Consider the following 14,591-nt stretch of genomic DNA (forward strand, 5'->3'; position numbering starts at 1 on the left):
CACAACCATGGTTTAAAAAAGGCGCTTTATTGTATAATGCTTGCTTTATCACAAACCAAGCTAGTGAATTATGAGTTTAGGCACAAGCAGCGTTGAGCCATCTGCATTGAACGCTGCACAAAGTAAGCAAAAGTACAACTTCAACAAACTTCAAAAACGTCTTCGTCGCAACGTGGGTAAAGCCATTGCCGACTTTGGCATGATTGAGAATAATGACAAGGTGATGGTGTGTCTATCTGGTGGGAAAGACAGCTACACCATGCTCGATATTTTGATGTTTTTAAAGAAGATTGCGCCTATTCACTTCGATATCGTTGCGGTAAATCTTGACCAAAAACAGCCAGGTTTTCCAGAGCACATCCTGCCGGCTTATCTAGACGAAATTGGTGTTGAGTATAAAATCGTTGAAGAAGACACTTACTCAATTGTAAAAGATAAAATTCCCGAGGGAAAAACAACCTGTTCGCTGTGCTCACGATTACGTCGGGGCATTTTATATAGAACGGCTAAAGAACTTGGCGCAACTAAAATTGCGCTAGGTCACCACCGTGATGACATGCTAGAAACCTTTTTCCTCAACATGTTTCATGGTGGCAAACTTAAATCTATGCCCCCTAAATTGGTCAGCGATAACGGCGAGCACATCGTTATTCGCCCTTTAGCATACTGCACTGAAAAAGATATTGAAAAATATTCTCAGGCAGCAGCGTTTCCTATTATTCCTTGTAACCTTTGCGGCTCTCAAGAAAACCTGCAGCGTCAAAACATTAAAGCTATGCTTCAAGACTGGAATCGCAGGTTTCCTGGTCGTATCGAATCGATGTTTAGGGCACTTCAAAATGTGGCCCCCTCTCATTTAATAGACAGCAATCTTCACGACTTTAAATCTATTACAACCCAAGACGGCCCCGTTGAAGATGGCGACATAGGCTTTGATCAACCTTCTTTTTCCACTGAAAATACATCCTCGTTAAGTGATGATGAGCACACTATTGAAGTGGTAAATATTATGGAACCCAGATAAATGAAAATTGGACTTGCGTTAGGTGCCGGTGCTGCCAGGGGTTGGACGCACATAGGTATTATTCAAGCTTTAGAAAAGTTAGGCGTTAAAATTGACGTGGTAGCAGGATGCTCTATAGGTGCGTATGTTGGCGCCGCCTACGCAAGTGGCAAGCTGGAAGGGCTTAAAGAATGGGCATGCTCTCTTAGCGATTGGCAAGTACTTGCCTTGATGGGTGTTGGCCTAAGACGCGGCGGTATTGCAAGCGGTCAAAAGGTGTTTGATAAGCTAGCAAATGAGTTTTGTGAATCTTCATACGAGGCAATGCAAAAGCCGTTTGCTACCGTCGCTACCGATCTTTATACCGGCCGTGAAGTGGTATTTAATTCAGGCCCTATCGGCGATACCATTCAAGCCTCATGTGCAATCCCTGCCCTTTTTTCGCCCGTGGCCCACGGCGATAGGTGGTTAGTTGATGGTGCGGTTGTTAATCCGGTACCTGTTAACCTGTGTCGACAGTTAGGCGCAGACTTTGTGATTGCGGTTAATCTTAATGCCGATTTTCGCCCTATTCGTCTTGAAAAGTTGAGACAAGATCACGAAGAGAATGAGCGTAAAACCGAGGACTTCTTTACTAAGAGTCAAAATGTTTTGCGTCAGTGGTTTTCTCCAGACAGCAAAGATGAAAAATCACCTGAAACCAACAATGATGAACTGGATGTAAACGCAACTGATAACGTGGAAAGCGAAGACGGTGTCGCTTCTGAAGTCATTGAAAAAGTTGAGGAGGAATTCACTGAGGTACCAGCAAAGGTAAATAAACGAAATCCTCCAGGTATTATGAGCGTGATGAGCAGTTCTCTTGAAATACTCCAGGCCCGCGTCACTCGCTCTCGATTGGCAGGCGATCCGCCTGACATCCTCATTGAACCTCAGCTCACTGACGTTGGCATCATGGAATTTCACAGGGCCGAAGAGCTATGCGCGAAAGGCGAAGAGACTATCGCGCGTTTAGCCGAGCAAATTAGGTATCAATTATTGACGTAGATAGAACTCGTCAACACTTAGCTTGATGCCATTGCGGTAATACGAAGTGGCGCATGAGGCAACGTTAAACCTTTTGCGTCATCTATCCAATCTTGCTCAATCTGCAGAACACCATTATTTATTTGCACACCCTGAGGCGTTATAAAGTCTAGATTCTTATCATCAAACTGAATCATAAGGCCTTTGACTGAAGGCATCATAAAAGATAGGAAACTTCCCATTTCATTAAAGAAGGCTTCATACTGCTCATATAAAAAAGTAAGCTCTTCTTTTTTGTAATACTGCTTCAGGTATTCGGGCTTAGTCTCAAGTTGAACCGACATATCGCACACATTTGCTCGCTCGACTAAGTCAATTCTCACTAAGGCGTTAGCTAGTTTGAGTGCTCTCTCCGTCGGAACAGTAAAACGTCCTTCGTCGCTGACCTCTAACTCCATGGTTTTTTTGTCCGTGACGATAGAAGCCGCATTAACTCCACATAAACGTCCTTCGCCAACTCGGACAAAACCGAAAGCAAACTGGAGCGCTTGCGTGTCTTCATTATCTAATTTTTTTACATGGCTATAGAAACGGCTGTACTCAACGTCAATCGTTTCAGCAACAACCTGTGTACTGCTAAAACCAATGACAAAAGATGATGCTAAAAATAGTGCCGCGCGTATCATTCGGATAAAAACTCCTCGTTAAATCGGATCATGGTTTGAAGCTCTTCAACATAAGCAGCTCCGCGCTCAGAGTAATTCATCAGCCCCTCGGCCAACGCCACTCCCGTGATAGGTATTTGGTTTGCGCGCAATCTACTGCGTATTTCTCTTAAATCAGCATAAGCATCGTGACGATTTAGGTTGCGCATATAGGTATATGTTGCTCTAGATAAGTTATTGAACTTAGCGACTTCATGAGAAGCGCCGTTATTCCTGCGATTTGGAACAAAACCACACCCTTTTGAAAAGCACCACAAACCAAAGAAGTTATAGCCTTTTCTTGCGAAGCGACTTGTTCCCCATGCCGACTCATTCGCAGCTTGAACTAAAACCAATTCGACGGGTAACACGTCTATTTTTTGCAGCAAGGCGGGTAGTTTTACTTTGAGAGGCTGCGTTGACTTAACGCGATACTCTTCCTCAAGCCACGCCAATCTTTCTACATCATCTTTTGAAAGTGGCTCGTCTACCAATGCTTTCCTGTAAAGGGTCTGCACATAATGTCTAAGCGTCAGAAGATAAGCATTTTGCTTTTCTACCTCAGGCCTTAAGTAATTGAAGAACGCCTCCTTTTTCTCTTTTACATCCGTATAGACAGAGAAATCAGGCACTGGCTTGTTGTCTTTTACCGTTTGCGGAACATCAAGAATATCCGGCTCGTCTTTTGTAAAGATAATAGCGTTAATAACAATTACCGCCAAAACCCCTAACGTAATAAGGACAATTTTAAACGTTTCTCGCTTATGCATCAAAGCTTGACTCATTCACATCATTTACAGATGCTTCCGTGCCCACTCCTTGCTCGCCAATCAATTCCTGATAGAGCAATCCCATCATACTAAAATAGAAAGGTAACACCCAAATTAAAGACAGACCAAAGGTGAGCGGCACCGACGCGAACAGTAGAAAGAACACACCGAAGACACTCGCAATTTGCGACCAGTAAGCGTTAAACACGCGACAAGATAAAATGATAGCGCTTATAGGCGTTAGCTTCCTATCGGCCACTAACATAAGCGAAAACGAAGAGGCTAAGTAAAAATACACGCCCGGTAAAATAAGTAGCATCATCCCTAACTGAACAAGAATGCTATTCACTAACTGCGTTAACGCTAACAACAAAACGAGGGGAAAAAACTGAAAAACAGTAAAAACAGATGTTTTGATGCCCCGCGCGACGAACACGCCCATCATATACAAACCGCTTAACAGCGGAGCAACAATGCAAATAGCCACAATTTCTATAATAGACTGGTGCTCAAAAACGTAAGTTCCATCATCGTTTATAGTGATGTATTGCTGTGCAAATACGCCCAACATAACGAACGTTAAAAACAACACCACGCTACCTTGTAATAGCGAAGAAAAATTTGCTTTCGTTAACCCAGCAGCGCGGCGCAATAAGCCCTTGATATCGAAGTGATACTGTTTCGCTAAGGTATTGTTTAATCGGTCAGTGTTTACGTCTTTCACACAACTCTCTTAATTTCTGAAAATCTTCGTGATTATATCAATTCGCGTAAACAAATGCCTGCCTGTATGCTAAACAAAAGTTAACCCAGTACCAGCTTTGCTGCTAAACCGACAAGTAATACGCCCATAGCGCGATCTAGCCAATACCCTTTTTTACCAATAAGTTCAGCGACTCTACTCGTGCTTAAAAGATAAGAGAGGAAGCAGAACCAAAGCCCTGTCGCTATAGCCAAATAAATACCATAACCTAACTTTACGGCAAAAGGGGTATCGATACTGATGATTGCTGTAAAAAGAGAAAGAAAGAAAAGTGTTGCTTTTGGGTTGAGCCCATTGGTTAAAAAACCCATCCACACCGCACGTTTAGCTGAAATTTGCGTGCTCTTCTTTTCAAATGAGGGGCTTTCATCCTGCTTGATCGGCCCACTTTTAAGCGCGCCAAAAGCCAGATAAAGCAAATATGCGGCAGCTGCATAGCTAAAGGTGGTAAATAACCAAGGTGTCGTGGCGATAACTACGCTCAGCCCCACAAGCGAATAAGCAACATGCAGCAATATCGCTAAACCGATCCCCACGCTAGTATATAGCGCGATGCGTCTTCCGTACGCTACGCTATTTCGCACCACCACAGCAAAATCAGGCCCTGGGCTTGCCACTGCAACAAGGTGTACAAGTGCAATGGTAAGGAATTCGTTCATATACTGCATCTTGCGCCTCCTACAGCGCGTATTTTGAAATTAAGTTGTCTACCCATCGGGGAACGATATGTGACGCTGGACCGGTTAACGATTCATCGAATAAGGCATTTGTTGCGCCCGGTGCTAAATTTGCTTCAATGGTGTGTGCACCGCTTTCTTTTGCAATCTGAACAAAACCCGCAGCCGGGTAAACATTGCCCGATGTGCCAATAGCAACAAATAAATCTGCGTTTGCTAATGCACTGTATATTTCATCCATATACATGGGCATTTCACCAAACCACACAATATCCGGCCTTAATGTGACCCGATTACAGCATGGGCATTTCGAGGTATGGTCAAAACTATCGCGCCATTCAAACGTTTCCTGAGAAATTGCGCATCGGGCTGACAGCAGTTCACCGTGCATGTGATAAACATTTTTGCTTCCGCCACGCTCATGAAGATCGTCTACGTTCTGCGTAACCAGCATTACATTATCACCGAATATGGTTTCAAGCTTTGCAAGCGCCATATGAGCGGCATTCGGCTTAACATCGTCTTCCTGAAGCTGAGCGCGCCGGGCATTGTAGAAACGATAGACCAAACTGGGGTTTCGCTCAAAAGCTTCAGGCGTGGCAACGTCTTCTACACGATTTTTTTCCCAAAGGCCGTCATTGTCTCTAAAGGTTTTGAGTCCTGACTCAGCGGAAATACCTGCGCCCGTAAGTACAACTATTTTTGGTAGCGTGTTTTTAGTGTTCATAAACGTGATTCAAACGTGAGATATGCGAGCAGATTTGGTCATAACCTTACCCCAGGTTAAAACAAATAACAGCCATCGCACACATCTTTATTTTGTATGGTCGTTAATGACAGGAAATTGTGTATCAGCGCCCCACTCCGACCATGAACCATCGTAAATTGACACTTGAGTAGCTCCACACATCAAGGCAGCTACGCCAACAATACACGCGGTAACACCCGAACCACAGGTACAGATAATAGGCCTGTCTAAATTGATATTTGCTTGCTCAAAAACCTTCTTCAGTTCTTCCTTGGCAAGGAAATGGCCGTTTTTTAGAAGTGTATCGAATGGAACATTATATGCGCCGGGCATGTGTCCCGACCTCACGCCTTGACGAGGCTCTGGCACCTCGCCTTTGAAACGGAGCGCATTACGAGCATCAACTAACTGCGCTTCGGTATTTAATGCTTGAAGAACAGCGCTGGAATTTGCAAACCAGCCTGGGCGAGGCGTGGCCTGATAGGTTAATTTTCCATATTGCTGCTGTTCAGAAATAGGAAGGCCTGCGTTTTCCCAAGCCGGTTGCCCACCATCTAATATGTAAACGTCTTGATGACCAATAGCTTTTAACATCCACCATACGCGTGGCGCGCTGTACATGCCACGAGTATCATAAACTGCTATTGGTGTGTTAGCCGTAATACCTTGGTTGCCCAAATAAATTGCAAGAGCATCTGCAGAAGGCATGCTATGAGGAAATCCTGTGGTGTGATCGCTACCGTCTCCATCTAAATCAATGTCGACAGATGCTGGCAACACCATCGCGTTTCGCGCGTCAGGCGTTTTAGAAACGGGGTCGTCCATCAGTGCCCGCACAAGCGTAACAGGCTTTTGCTGCATAATGTTGGCCAAATCACCCACTGAAATTAACGCCGACGTCATAGCATTCTCCTTAATGACACCCACTAAAGCGGGTGTCTCTTTCTATACCGGCCTTAGTAAGCAATAAACTTAGCGCTAAAAACCGGACTACTATTAGCGATATTATCCAATATCAAAAAGCACTGACTTAACTATTATCGCTAAAAAACGTTAACCCAATGCAGCAATGGCTGCTTCGTAGTTAGGTTCTTCAGTTGTCTCTGCAACCTGCTCTGTGTAAATCACCTTGCCTTCTGTATCGATAACCACTACTGAGCGAGAAAGAAGGCCTGTTAGAGGCGCAGATTCGAAGGTCACGCCGTAATCGTCGCCAAAGCTTGAACGGAACGTAGAACCGGTAAGTACGTTTTCGATACCTTCTGCACCACAAAAACGGCCAGCAGCAAACGGTAAGTCAGCAGAAACACAAATTACTGTAGTGTTGTCTAGCTTCGACGCTTCCTCGTTGAATTTACGTACTGACGTTGCACAGGTACCCGTGTCAATCGACGGAAAGATATTGAGTACTACGTTTTTACCTGCTAGTTCAGACAGTGTCACTTCGCCCAAATCTGCTTTGACAAGGGTAAATGCTGGTGCACTTGAACCCACTTCTGGTAGTTGACCCTTTGTTTTAACTTCATTACCTTGAAAAGTAACAGATGCCATTGGCTTTCTCCGTGATTTATTGAATTAAAATAGTGGATGTAAAACAACAGTTTCGCAAATTAAAGTGACGGTTTTTATACGCTATCTTTAACCTGCGCTTCGGCAAACGCAAGCTTGTGCTGCAAATGAGGCTTACCTTTTAAATATTCCCGTCTAAACACACTAAAATAATGCGCTAACGTTTGTGCTCCTTCCTTTTGATTGGCTAGTGCTAAAACGCTAATGCCAACCTCAGCGGTACAATGTTGAAAATCATGTGTAGATTCTCGCAGCAGATAGTCTGAAGCCGCATCCATGCTTACGCCTAACACAGGAAAATGATGTAAATAAGGGCTCTTAGCAAACATTTTTTTTGCTTCACGCCATGTTCCATCCAAGAAGATAAATAGTAACGTTTTGCCCGTATTCAATGGCGGCGTGTTAATACAGCGATCAATTGCCGCATATTCGTGTGGAAATACCACAATGGGAAAGTATTTTTCGTCACCAAGGATGCGCATCAGCTCGTCATCAGGCTCGGTGCGCTTCCATAAAAATGCGCGGTTATCTCTCACTACATCTGCAATTAAGCGCCCTGTATTGGTGGGCTTGTAGTATTCACCTTTGTACATCAGAAATAAAACTGCCACGTCAGTGCCAGCTTCAGGCTTGTAAGTGCAAATACAATTTTGCGTTGGTAGCAGGCACGCATCACATCGAACTACTTTGCTACCACGGGCGTGAAATGGACGTTCAGAACGAGAAAGTTCGTCTAAACGAAGTGACATAATGGAATTCAAGTTAATGCGTCTTTGCCAAATTTTTTACGGATTTTACCATAGTAATACGCGGTGAAAGAGCGTAAAAAGCGAGAAATGAATGGATTCTGAAATGCCTGGTATGGCAAAAACGGTATCGCAAATGTTCCAAAAAGATCCCACTGAGATCCCATCAAAAACAAAATTAGCGTATGCTATTGATTTAGAATGGAAAATATTGGTGCCCGGGGCCGGACTTGAACCGGCACGCTGTTACCAGCGAGGGATTTTAAATCCCTTGTGTCTACCAATTTCACCACCCGGGCATCGGGTTGCTTTTCAGCAAAGGTGTCAGGCGTAGAACCTGATGCTGCGTTGCAGCTTATGGAGGCGGAACCCGGAGTCGAACCGAGATAGACGGATTTGCAATCCGCTGCATAGCCATTCTGCCATTCCGCCAGATGCGTCTGGCGCGTGATTAAAACATCTCTTTGAGAGATTGGAGCGGGAAACGAGATTCGAACTCGCGACCCCGACCTTGGCAAGGTCGTGCTCTACCAACTGAGCTATTCCCGCATGTATTAATCGACCATTTCGTTTGGTTGATGTCCTCTCGAAATGTGGGGTGCATTCTACCTACCCATTCAAAACTGTCAACACAAAAAAGTGTTTAAATTGAGATAAATGCGGTTTTTTATGATCGTTTGCTATTTTTTTATTCACTTTGATTAAACCGCGATCAATTTCACTTTATCGCATTACCGCGAAGGTGTGGCCAAGCTGCTTTTGTGTAAACAACCATTGACCAAATTGACAACACTGCGGCGAAATATAAAAGAATATAACCCAAAGAAACCCAGTAGATTGGAAAGCCCATGAATGTCTCAAGACCCGATAAAAGACCTATTAAGGCTAACATTTGCGCAGTGGTTTTTGCTTTGCCTATAAAAGATACTTGAACAGCATCCCTTACACCGTTTGAGCCCATCCATTCTCGTAGTGCTGAAACATAAATTTCACGAACCAGTAGCGCTATCGACGGCAATGTTATCCAGAGGGTTGCATAACTATGTGTGATCATGAGAAGTGCTGCGCCCACAATCAATTTGTCTGCCACTGGATCTAGAAACGCACCAAAAGGCGTGGATTGCTCAAGTTTTCTCGCTAGATAACCATCGAACCAGTCTGTTATGGCAGCTAGCCAAAAAATAAAAGCACCTGCTTCTTGTGCCCAACGCCAATCGAGGAAATATACAGTGACAAAAACAGGAATAAGAATTACTCGAAATAAAGTAATACAGTTTGGAACAGTCCACATAAAAAATACGTCTCAGTGTTATATGCCTCTATGGGCGTTTAGCGCGATCGCCTAGATGCTTGGCACCTTTCATTCTCGTTACACATTACCTTAAATTGCAATGCATTGCTTGTTAGTCATTCATTTATTGATGCAGATGGTCATAAATCGTATCAGCCAGTTCAGGGCTAATTCCAGGCACGCTCGCAATTTCGTCTTTGCTCGCTTTTTTGAGGCCTTGTAAACCTCCCATGAACTTGAGTAAAGACTGCCTGCGCTTCGCGCCTATACCAGGGATACTTTCCAGACTAGAGGTTGTTTTAACCTTTTGACGTCGATTGCGATGCCCTGTAATGGCAAAGCGGTGAGACTCATCGCGAATATGCTGGATGAGATGCAACCCAGGAGAATGACTGTCCATAGGAAGTACTTGGTGACTACCTGCAAGAATCAAGGTTTCCAAACCAGGCTTACGTGTAGTGCCTTTAGCTACGCCTAACAGCATAGGCTTTTTATCATGAGGCCAGTCTTCGAAAAACTGCTCCGCTTGCGCAAGCTGCCCTTTACCACCATCAATCAAAAGCAGATCCGGAATTTTTTGCACTTCCTTAACTGATTTATAGCGGCGTTTCAGCGCCTGTGCCATGGCAGCATAATCATCACCAGGTGTAATGCCTTCAATGTTGTATCTGCGGTAGTCACTTTTTAGTGGCCCCTCGCGATTGAACACCACACAGGAAGCGACAGTTTGTTGCCCAGAGGTATGAGATATATCAAAACACTCCATACGTTGTAAGGGTGTTTCTACTTCCAAAGACGCTTCTAAATCGAGATAGCGGGCAAAGACTGACTTCTGCTGGCTGTATTGTGCCTCAAGGGCTGTTTGCGCATTTGATTGGGCGAGCTGAAGGTACTTCCGTTTTTCTTCTCTGGCACCTTTGAAGAAATGTACTTTATGCCCCGCTTCGCTGGCCAATACTTCAGCTATCGCGCTCTCATCGCTTAGCGTATTGCTTAACACAATTTGCTTGGGAATGACTTTATTGCCTGCCAGATAGAACTGTAAAAAGAAGGACTCGAACACTTCTTGCTCATCAGCAATGTTGGGTACTTTCGGAAAATAGGCTTTACTACCTAATAATTGGCCTTCGCGAATGAACATTACTTGAATACAGGCCATATTGCCTTTAAAGGCAAAGCCGAATACGTCCATTTCATCTTGTGTACCGGCCACCCACTGACGTTCTTGAACTTTTCTAAGCGCGTTTATCTGGTCGCGATAACGCGCGGCCGCTTCAAAATTTAAGGCTTCACTGGCTTTTTCCATCTTATCCACCAGCTCGCCAATAACTTGCTGGTTTTTTCCTTTTAAAAACAAGCGGGCAAAATTTACTTGCTCTTTATATTCCTCATCACTCACATAACCTTCAACACAAGGTGCACTGCACCGCTGCATTTGATATTGAAGGCAAGGTCTGCTTCGCGCGCGATAGTAGCTATCCTCACACTGACGTACAGGAAATATACGCTGCATTGAGCGCAAACTCTCCCTAACAGACCAAGCACTAGGATAAGGACCAAAATATTCGCCTTTCTTTTTTTGTGGACCGCGATGAAAGGAAAGCCGCGGATGCTCATGATCTGATAAGAAGATAAACGGATAGGATTTATCATCACGCATTACTACGTTGTAACGCGGCTTGTATTTCTTGATAAAATTGTTTTCGAGTAAGAACGCTTCGGTTTCACTGTTAACAACAGTAACGTCCATGTTCGCAATCTGGCTGACTAATGAGCGGGTTTTAGCATTGTCTAAGTTAGTACGAAAATAACTCGACACACGCTTTTTGAGGTTTTTGGCCTTTCCTACGTAAATAACCTCTTCCTGGTTATTGTACATGCGGTACACACCAGGCTGAGAGGTTAAATTCTTAAGAAATGCTGCTGAATCGAATGCAGACATAATTACTTTGACATTGCGTGCTTTGCGACGCTTAAAAGGTATTAGGGTTGATAAGCTTGTGACGGTAAGCTAAATGGGTTAACTCTACGTCTGAACTCACACCTAATTTTTGAAACATTCTGTAGCGATATGTATTAACAGTTTTGGAGTTAATACATAGCTCTCGAGCTATATCTGGCACTTTGTGACCTTCGGTTAATCGCATGGCAATAGTAAGTTCTCTACTCGATAACTCATCAAATGGATTATCCGAACTGGGTAGTAATTTACCAATAGCGATACTATTAGCCACTTCGCTATCAATGTATTTCTGCCCGGCCGCTACTTTTCTTATAGCGAGAATAACTTCATCAGGCTCAGCGTCCTTCGTTAGAAAGCCGAAGGCACCGGCATCCATAACCTGCATAGGTATCGGGCTCTCTTTGTGCATAGACACACAAATGACCCGCGTATTTTCAGACATTCGAACAATTCTTTTTGTCGCTTCGAGCCCGCCTATACCAGGCATGTTCACGTCCATGAGTACCACATCCGGCGCATTTTTTCGGCACCACTGTACCGCGTCTTCACCATTTTTCGCTTCCGCTATAATAGTGAAATCATTAACGTCTTCCAGAATTCGGCGTATCCCTGTTCTGACCAAATCGTGGTCGTCTGCTAGGATTATTTTTATCACTCTAGTATCTCACTGACTTCAGTTTTATAGATATCTGGTTTCGAGGCCGTTAAATCAGTCAACTGTCATCGATAACAATTAACATTACGGGTCTCTCACCATAACCAAGTCATCATACCACGAGATAGAGATTCGTGAAGTGTAGATACACAATTTGAAACTAAATTATTGATCTGAATTGCTTTTGGATAATCAAACTGGCAAGTCGAACCAAAGTGCCACTGCATTTTCAATTGCTTCTATTGAAAAAGAATCGTGTTCATATATACCTATTGCGTCTCCAGCTCCCAGGTTGATAGACTCACACTCAACTGTGCTTTGGGATGAAACCCTCACATTGCCAGATATCACATGCAGATAACCTTTACGTGACTTAGTTGCACTTCTCCATGTTTCATTTGCATTAAGCGTTAACCGGGCAATCTCAGCATTTTGCTTTATCTTTAACGACCCTTCTCTACCATCACTGCTCACGAGTAGTTCTAATGGCTCGTCTTGATTCAAAGTGCCGTGATTATTCTTACCAAAGGTTTTTTGCGCATAGCTCGGTTCCCCTCCTTTTTCATCTGGCACAATCCATATTTGTAAAAAGTTGACCGCCTCATTGTTTGACGGATTGAACTCTGAATGCATGATTCCTTTTCCTGCACTCATTACCTGCACGTCGCCAGCTGGCACCGTGTACTCATTTCCAGTGCTGTCCTTGTGTTTCAACGCACCGCTCACCACATAAGAAATGATTTCCATATCTCTGTGCCCATGTGTCTCAAACCCTCTGCCTGGTTGCACTACATCATCGTTAATAACACGCAGTACTGAAAAGCCCATGTGATTTGCGTCATAGTAGTGGCCAAATGAGAAGCTGTGTTGACTCTTTAGCCAACCGAAGTCCACCTGCCCTCGTTCATTAGCCCGTCTCAAATAAATCATTACCTTTTCCTCTTGAATCTCTAATGGTAAGGCGTACGTTTTCTTATTTAATACATCGCACAAAAACTACGCTTACTCTGATACCAATTATTTTAGATTCCAATAACTAGAAATTAAATGTCAGATTATTGAGCTTTTCGTTCTATAAATAAGGATATGAGAGATGACGTTATATAGATTCAGTAGCAAAGCATAGACGTAGTAATGCTTCTTCTATTAAGGCTGGATGACAAGCTAAATTGAGTCGAATGTGATCTGGCGCCCCAAAAGGCGCACCATCATTCCCAATAACGCCCCGGTCAATACATGCCTCAACGGTATTAGCTGGAGAATAATACGGTTCACGCGTACGCTGATGACTTGCATCGGCTCTGTCAAAAGAGCTCGATTGATTTGATTCGTGCTTTTGCCTTTCACTATCGGTCTCATTAGCTATCAAGGACGATGATTCAGTACGTGTTGCGCTAAACGTTTTTAGATTTAACCATAGAAAATACCCTGCACGACCCATGGTAAATTCAACCGAAATACCATAGTGTTGGAAAAAGCGTTTAACCAACTTTCTATTTAAACTCAGCGCACCTTTTACTTCGTCTAGCCAAGTACTACCTTCGGTATAGGCAGAAATTAGCGCAACCTTGCCTAGGTTACTTGCATTAAGATGATTGTTGTTAATTGCTTCTGCAAAGGTTTCTCTGATTTTTTTATTCTTTATAACAGCATAAGACGCACCAGGAATGCTGGCTAAATTAAATGCCTTTGAAACGCTGTTTAGATGTATCGCTCTTGGTAGTGTAAAAGGCTCGGCGTTTGACTTCGTATCAGTACTGTTTTTATTAGCGTGTTTTTGAAGTTCAAGACCAAACATCGAGATAATTGATGGCTCATCTACCGAGTTAAAGGCAAATTCACTGTGTACTTCATCGGTTATCAATAAAATATCGTGTTGCGAGCAAAACTCAAAAATCGCTTTCTGCTCGTCAAGAGTAAATACGGTGCCAGTTGGATTATTCGGGTGGCATATCACAAAGGCTGTCGCCGATTTAACAAGTGAAGATAAATCTACACTTTTTCTCATAGCGAGATTGCCACTGTCTTCATGACCTTGCTGATTATTTGTCTCTACGTTTACCGAATTTTGATGACTAGGATCCGCTTTGAGAGCAGCGCTGGTATCTGTGAATGCTTCTGTACATCGAATATAAACAGGCTGTAAACCGTTACGTTTTATGGACGATGTGAGTGGTTCGTAGGTAGGCGTTAGCACCATGACTTTATCGCCAGCTCGACAAAATGTACGAAGCGCCACATCTACAGCACTAATAACGCTTGCCACATCAACAATGTCTGTGCTTTCAATTCTGTAACGATAGCGAGCTGGCCTGCTGCGCTCATACCACGTCGCCACCGCCTCACCGATATCACAAGACTGATAACCATAGGTACTGCGCAGATTATTGCTAACCGCACTGATTATGCTATCACAAGGTGGAATGTCCATATCGGCTATCCACATTGGAATTGGACTTATATCTGAAGAACTGTCTTCTGCAGGGGCATTTTCAGGAATGTTAAACCGGTGGAAAATGGCAGAATACTTTAATCGGGATTTATCTCGCTTCAAATGAGAAGGTGAATGCCATACATCCTTAAAAGGCATAAATTCACTTTGTAACGACGAAAACAAAGAAATCTGTTTCAACCCATGGTCCACGCTATCACTTCCCTTTCTCACTGCTAGCGTGG

General features: G+C 43.6%; 15 protein-coding genes and 3 tRNA genes. 2 read left to right on the forward strand and 16 right to left on the reverse strand.

Translation table 11 applies throughout. The features are described 5' to 3' along the window. The first annotated feature begins 70 nt into the window (after positions 1-70). On the forward strand, positions 71-1,024 hold the full coding sequence (ttcA, locus tag ACM0P2_RS10670; RefSeq protein ID WP_159119017.1) for a tRNA 2-thiocytidine(32) synthetase TtcA: 954 nt from the start codon (positions 71-73) through the stop codon (positions 1,022-1,024). Beyond that, a complete protein-coding gene (locus ACM0P2_RS10675; RefSeq protein ID WP_419226581.1) occupies positions 1,025-2,050 on the forward strand; it encodes a patatin-like phospholipase family protein in 1,026 nt (341 codons plus the stop codon). A 17-nt stretch (positions 2,051-2,067) separates the two neighbouring features. Here the strand turns inward: ACM0P2_RS10675 and ACM0P2_RS10680 are convergent, their stop codons facing one another. The 16 genes from ACM0P2_RS10680 to ACM0P2_RS10755 form a co-directional block, all read right to left on the reverse strand. Next, positions 2,068-2,715: a DUF2987 domain-containing protein gene (locus ACM0P2_RS10680; RefSeq protein WP_105931359.1), complete on the reverse strand. Its 648-nt coding sequence runs from the start codon at positions 2,713-2,715 to the stop codon at positions 2,068-2,070. Continuing rightward, positions 2,712-3,503 (reverse strand): glucosaminidase domain-containing protein, encoded by a 792-nt coding sequence (locus tag ACM0P2_RS10685; protein WP_419226582.1) that lies wholly within the window; start codon positions 3,501-3,503, stop codon positions 2,712-2,714. Before ACM0P2_RS10685 ends, ACM0P2_RS10680 begins: the two co-directional genes overlap by 4 nt. Continuing rightward, a complete protein-coding gene (locus tag ACM0P2_RS10690; protein ID WP_419226583.1) occupies positions 3,496-4,227 on the reverse strand; it encodes a stress protein in 732 nt (243 codons plus the stop codon). Before ACM0P2_RS10690 ends, ACM0P2_RS10685 begins: the two co-directional genes overlap by 8 nt. 80 nt (positions 4,228-4,307) lie before the next feature. Continuing rightward, positions 4,308-4,934: a LysE family translocator gene (locus tag ACM0P2_RS10695; protein WP_419226584.1), complete on the reverse strand. Its 627-nt coding sequence runs from the start codon at positions 4,932-4,934 to the stop codon at positions 4,308-4,310. Positions 4,935-4,944: 10 nt separating this feature from the next. After that, positions 4,945-5,670, reverse strand: coding sequence for a Sir2 family NAD+-dependent deacetylase (gene cobB, locus ACM0P2_RS10700; protein ID WP_419226585.1), 726 nt, complete (start codon positions 5,668-5,670; stop codon positions 4,945-4,947). Positions 5,671-5,757: 87 nt separating this feature from the next. Beyond that, positions 5,758-6,594, reverse strand: coding sequence for a sulfurtransferase (locus ACM0P2_RS10705; RefSeq protein ID WP_419226586.1), 837 nt, complete (start codon positions 6,592-6,594; stop codon positions 5,758-5,760). Between the two features lie 150 nt (positions 6,595-6,744). Then, positions 6,745-7,242, reverse strand: a complete 498-nt coding sequence (gene tpx / locus ACM0P2_RS10710) for a thiol peroxidase (protein ID WP_105931364.1) — start codon at positions 7,240-7,242, stop codon at positions 6,745-6,747. Positions 7,243-7,316: 74 nt separating this feature from the next. Continuing rightward, complete coding sequence (locus ACM0P2_RS10715) at positions 7,317-8,009, reverse strand: tRNA-uridine aminocarboxypropyltransferase (protein WP_419226587.1); 693 nt, start codon at positions 8,007-8,009, stop codon at positions 7,317-7,319. A 209-nt stretch (positions 8,010-8,218) separates the two neighbouring features. After that, positions 8,219-8,305, reverse strand: a tRNA-Leu gene (locus tag ACM0P2_RS10720). 59 nt (positions 8,306-8,364) lie between these two features. Next, positions 8,365-8,438 (reverse strand) — tRNA-Cys (locus tag ACM0P2_RS10725). Between the two features lie 41 nt (positions 8,439-8,479). Continuing rightward, positions 8,480-8,555, reverse strand: a tRNA-Gly gene (locus ACM0P2_RS10730). A 169-nt stretch (positions 8,556-8,724) separates the two neighbouring features. Then, the gene (pgsA, locus tag ACM0P2_RS10735) at positions 8,725-9,297 is read right to left on the reverse strand and encodes a CDP-diacylglycerol--glycerol-3-phosphate 3-phosphatidyltransferase (RefSeq protein ID WP_159119052.1); all 573 of its coding nucleotides are present in this window, start codon (positions 9,295-9,297) and stop codon (positions 8,725-8,727) included. Between the two features lie 124 nt (positions 9,298-9,421). Beyond that, positions 9,422-11,239, reverse strand: coding sequence for an excinuclease ABC subunit UvrC (gene uvrC / locus ACM0P2_RS10740; protein ID WP_159119054.1), 1,818 nt, complete (start codon positions 11,237-11,239; stop codon positions 9,422-9,424). A gap of 31 nt (positions 11,240-11,270) precedes the next feature. Then, entirely contained in the window at positions 11,271-11,915 is a 645-nt protein-coding gene (uvrY, locus tag ACM0P2_RS10745) for a UvrY/SirA/GacA family response regulator transcription factor (protein ID WP_105931368.1), read from the reverse strand. 192 nt (positions 11,916-12,107) lie between these two features. Then, on the reverse strand, positions 12,108-12,845 hold the full coding sequence (locus ACM0P2_RS10750; RefSeq protein ID WP_419226588.1) for a pirin family protein: 738 nt from the start codon (positions 12,843-12,845) through the stop codon (positions 12,108-12,110). Positions 12,846-13,014: 169 nt separating this feature from the next. Then, the gene (locus ACM0P2_RS10755) at positions 13,015-14,505 is read right to left on the reverse strand and encodes an aminotransferase class I/II-fold pyridoxal phosphate-dependent enzyme (RefSeq protein ID WP_419226589.1); all 1,491 of its coding nucleotides are present in this window, start codon (positions 14,503-14,505) and stop codon (positions 13,015-13,017) included. Positions 14,506-14,591: the final 86 nt, after the last annotated feature.

The organism is Alteromonas sp. OM2203 (genome assembly GCF_048517045.1).
In the GTDB taxonomy this organism is placed as follows: Bacteria; Pseudomonadota; Gammaproteobacteria; order Enterobacterales; family Alteromonadaceae; genus Alteromonas; species Alteromonas gracilis.

Excerpts from the sequence above, each read along its gene's own strand:
- ttcA (WP_159119017.1), top strand. The coding sequence starts at position 71 with ATGAGTTTAGGCACAAGCAGCGTTGAGCCATCTGCATTGAACGCTGCA.
- ACM0P2_RS10675 (WP_419226581.1), top strand. The coding sequence starts at position 1,025 with ATGAAAATTGGACTTGCGTTAGGTGCCGGTGCTGCCAGGGGTTGGACG.
- ACM0P2_RS10680 (WP_105931359.1), bottom strand. The coding sequence starts at position 2,715 with ATGATACGCGCGGCACTATTTTTAGCATCATCTTTTGTCATTGGTTTT.
- ACM0P2_RS10685 (WP_419226582.1), bottom strand. The coding sequence starts at position 3,503 with ATGCATAAGCGAGAAACGTTTAAAATTGTCCTTATTACGTTAGGGGTT.
- ACM0P2_RS10695 (WP_419226584.1), bottom strand. The coding sequence starts at position 4,934 with ATGCAGTATATGAACGAATTCCTTACCATTGCACTTGTACACCTTGTT.
- cobB (WP_419226585.1), bottom strand. The coding sequence starts at position 5,670 with ATGAACACTAAAAACACGCTACCAAAAATAGTTGTACTTACGGGCGCA.
- ACM0P2_RS10705 (WP_419226586.1), bottom strand. The coding sequence starts at position 6,594 with ATGACGTCGGCGTTAATTTCAGTGGGTGATTTGGCCAACATTATGCAG.
- tpx (WP_105931364.1), bottom strand. The coding sequence starts at position 7,242 with ATGGCATCTGTTACTTTTCAAGGTAATGAAGTTAAAACAAAGGGTCAA.
- ACM0P2_RS10715 (WP_419226587.1), bottom strand. The coding sequence starts at position 8,009 with ATGTCACTTCGTTTAGACGAACTTTCTCGTTCTGAACGTCCATTTCAC.
- pgsA (WP_159119052.1), bottom strand. The coding sequence starts at position 9,297 with ATGTGGACTGTTCCAAACTGTATTACTTTATTTCGAGTAATTCTTATT.
- uvrC (WP_159119054.1), bottom strand. The coding sequence starts at position 11,239 with ATGTCTGCATTCGATTCAGCAGCATTTCTTAAGAATTTAACCTCTCAG.
- ACM0P2_RS10750 (WP_419226588.1), bottom strand. The coding sequence starts at position 12,845 with ATGATTTATTTGAGACGGGCTAATGAACGAGGGCAGGTGGACTTCGGT.
- ACM0P2_RS10755 (WP_419226589.1), bottom strand. The coding sequence starts at position 14,505 with ATGCCTTTTAAGGATGTATGGCATTCACCTTCTCATTTGAAGCGAGAT.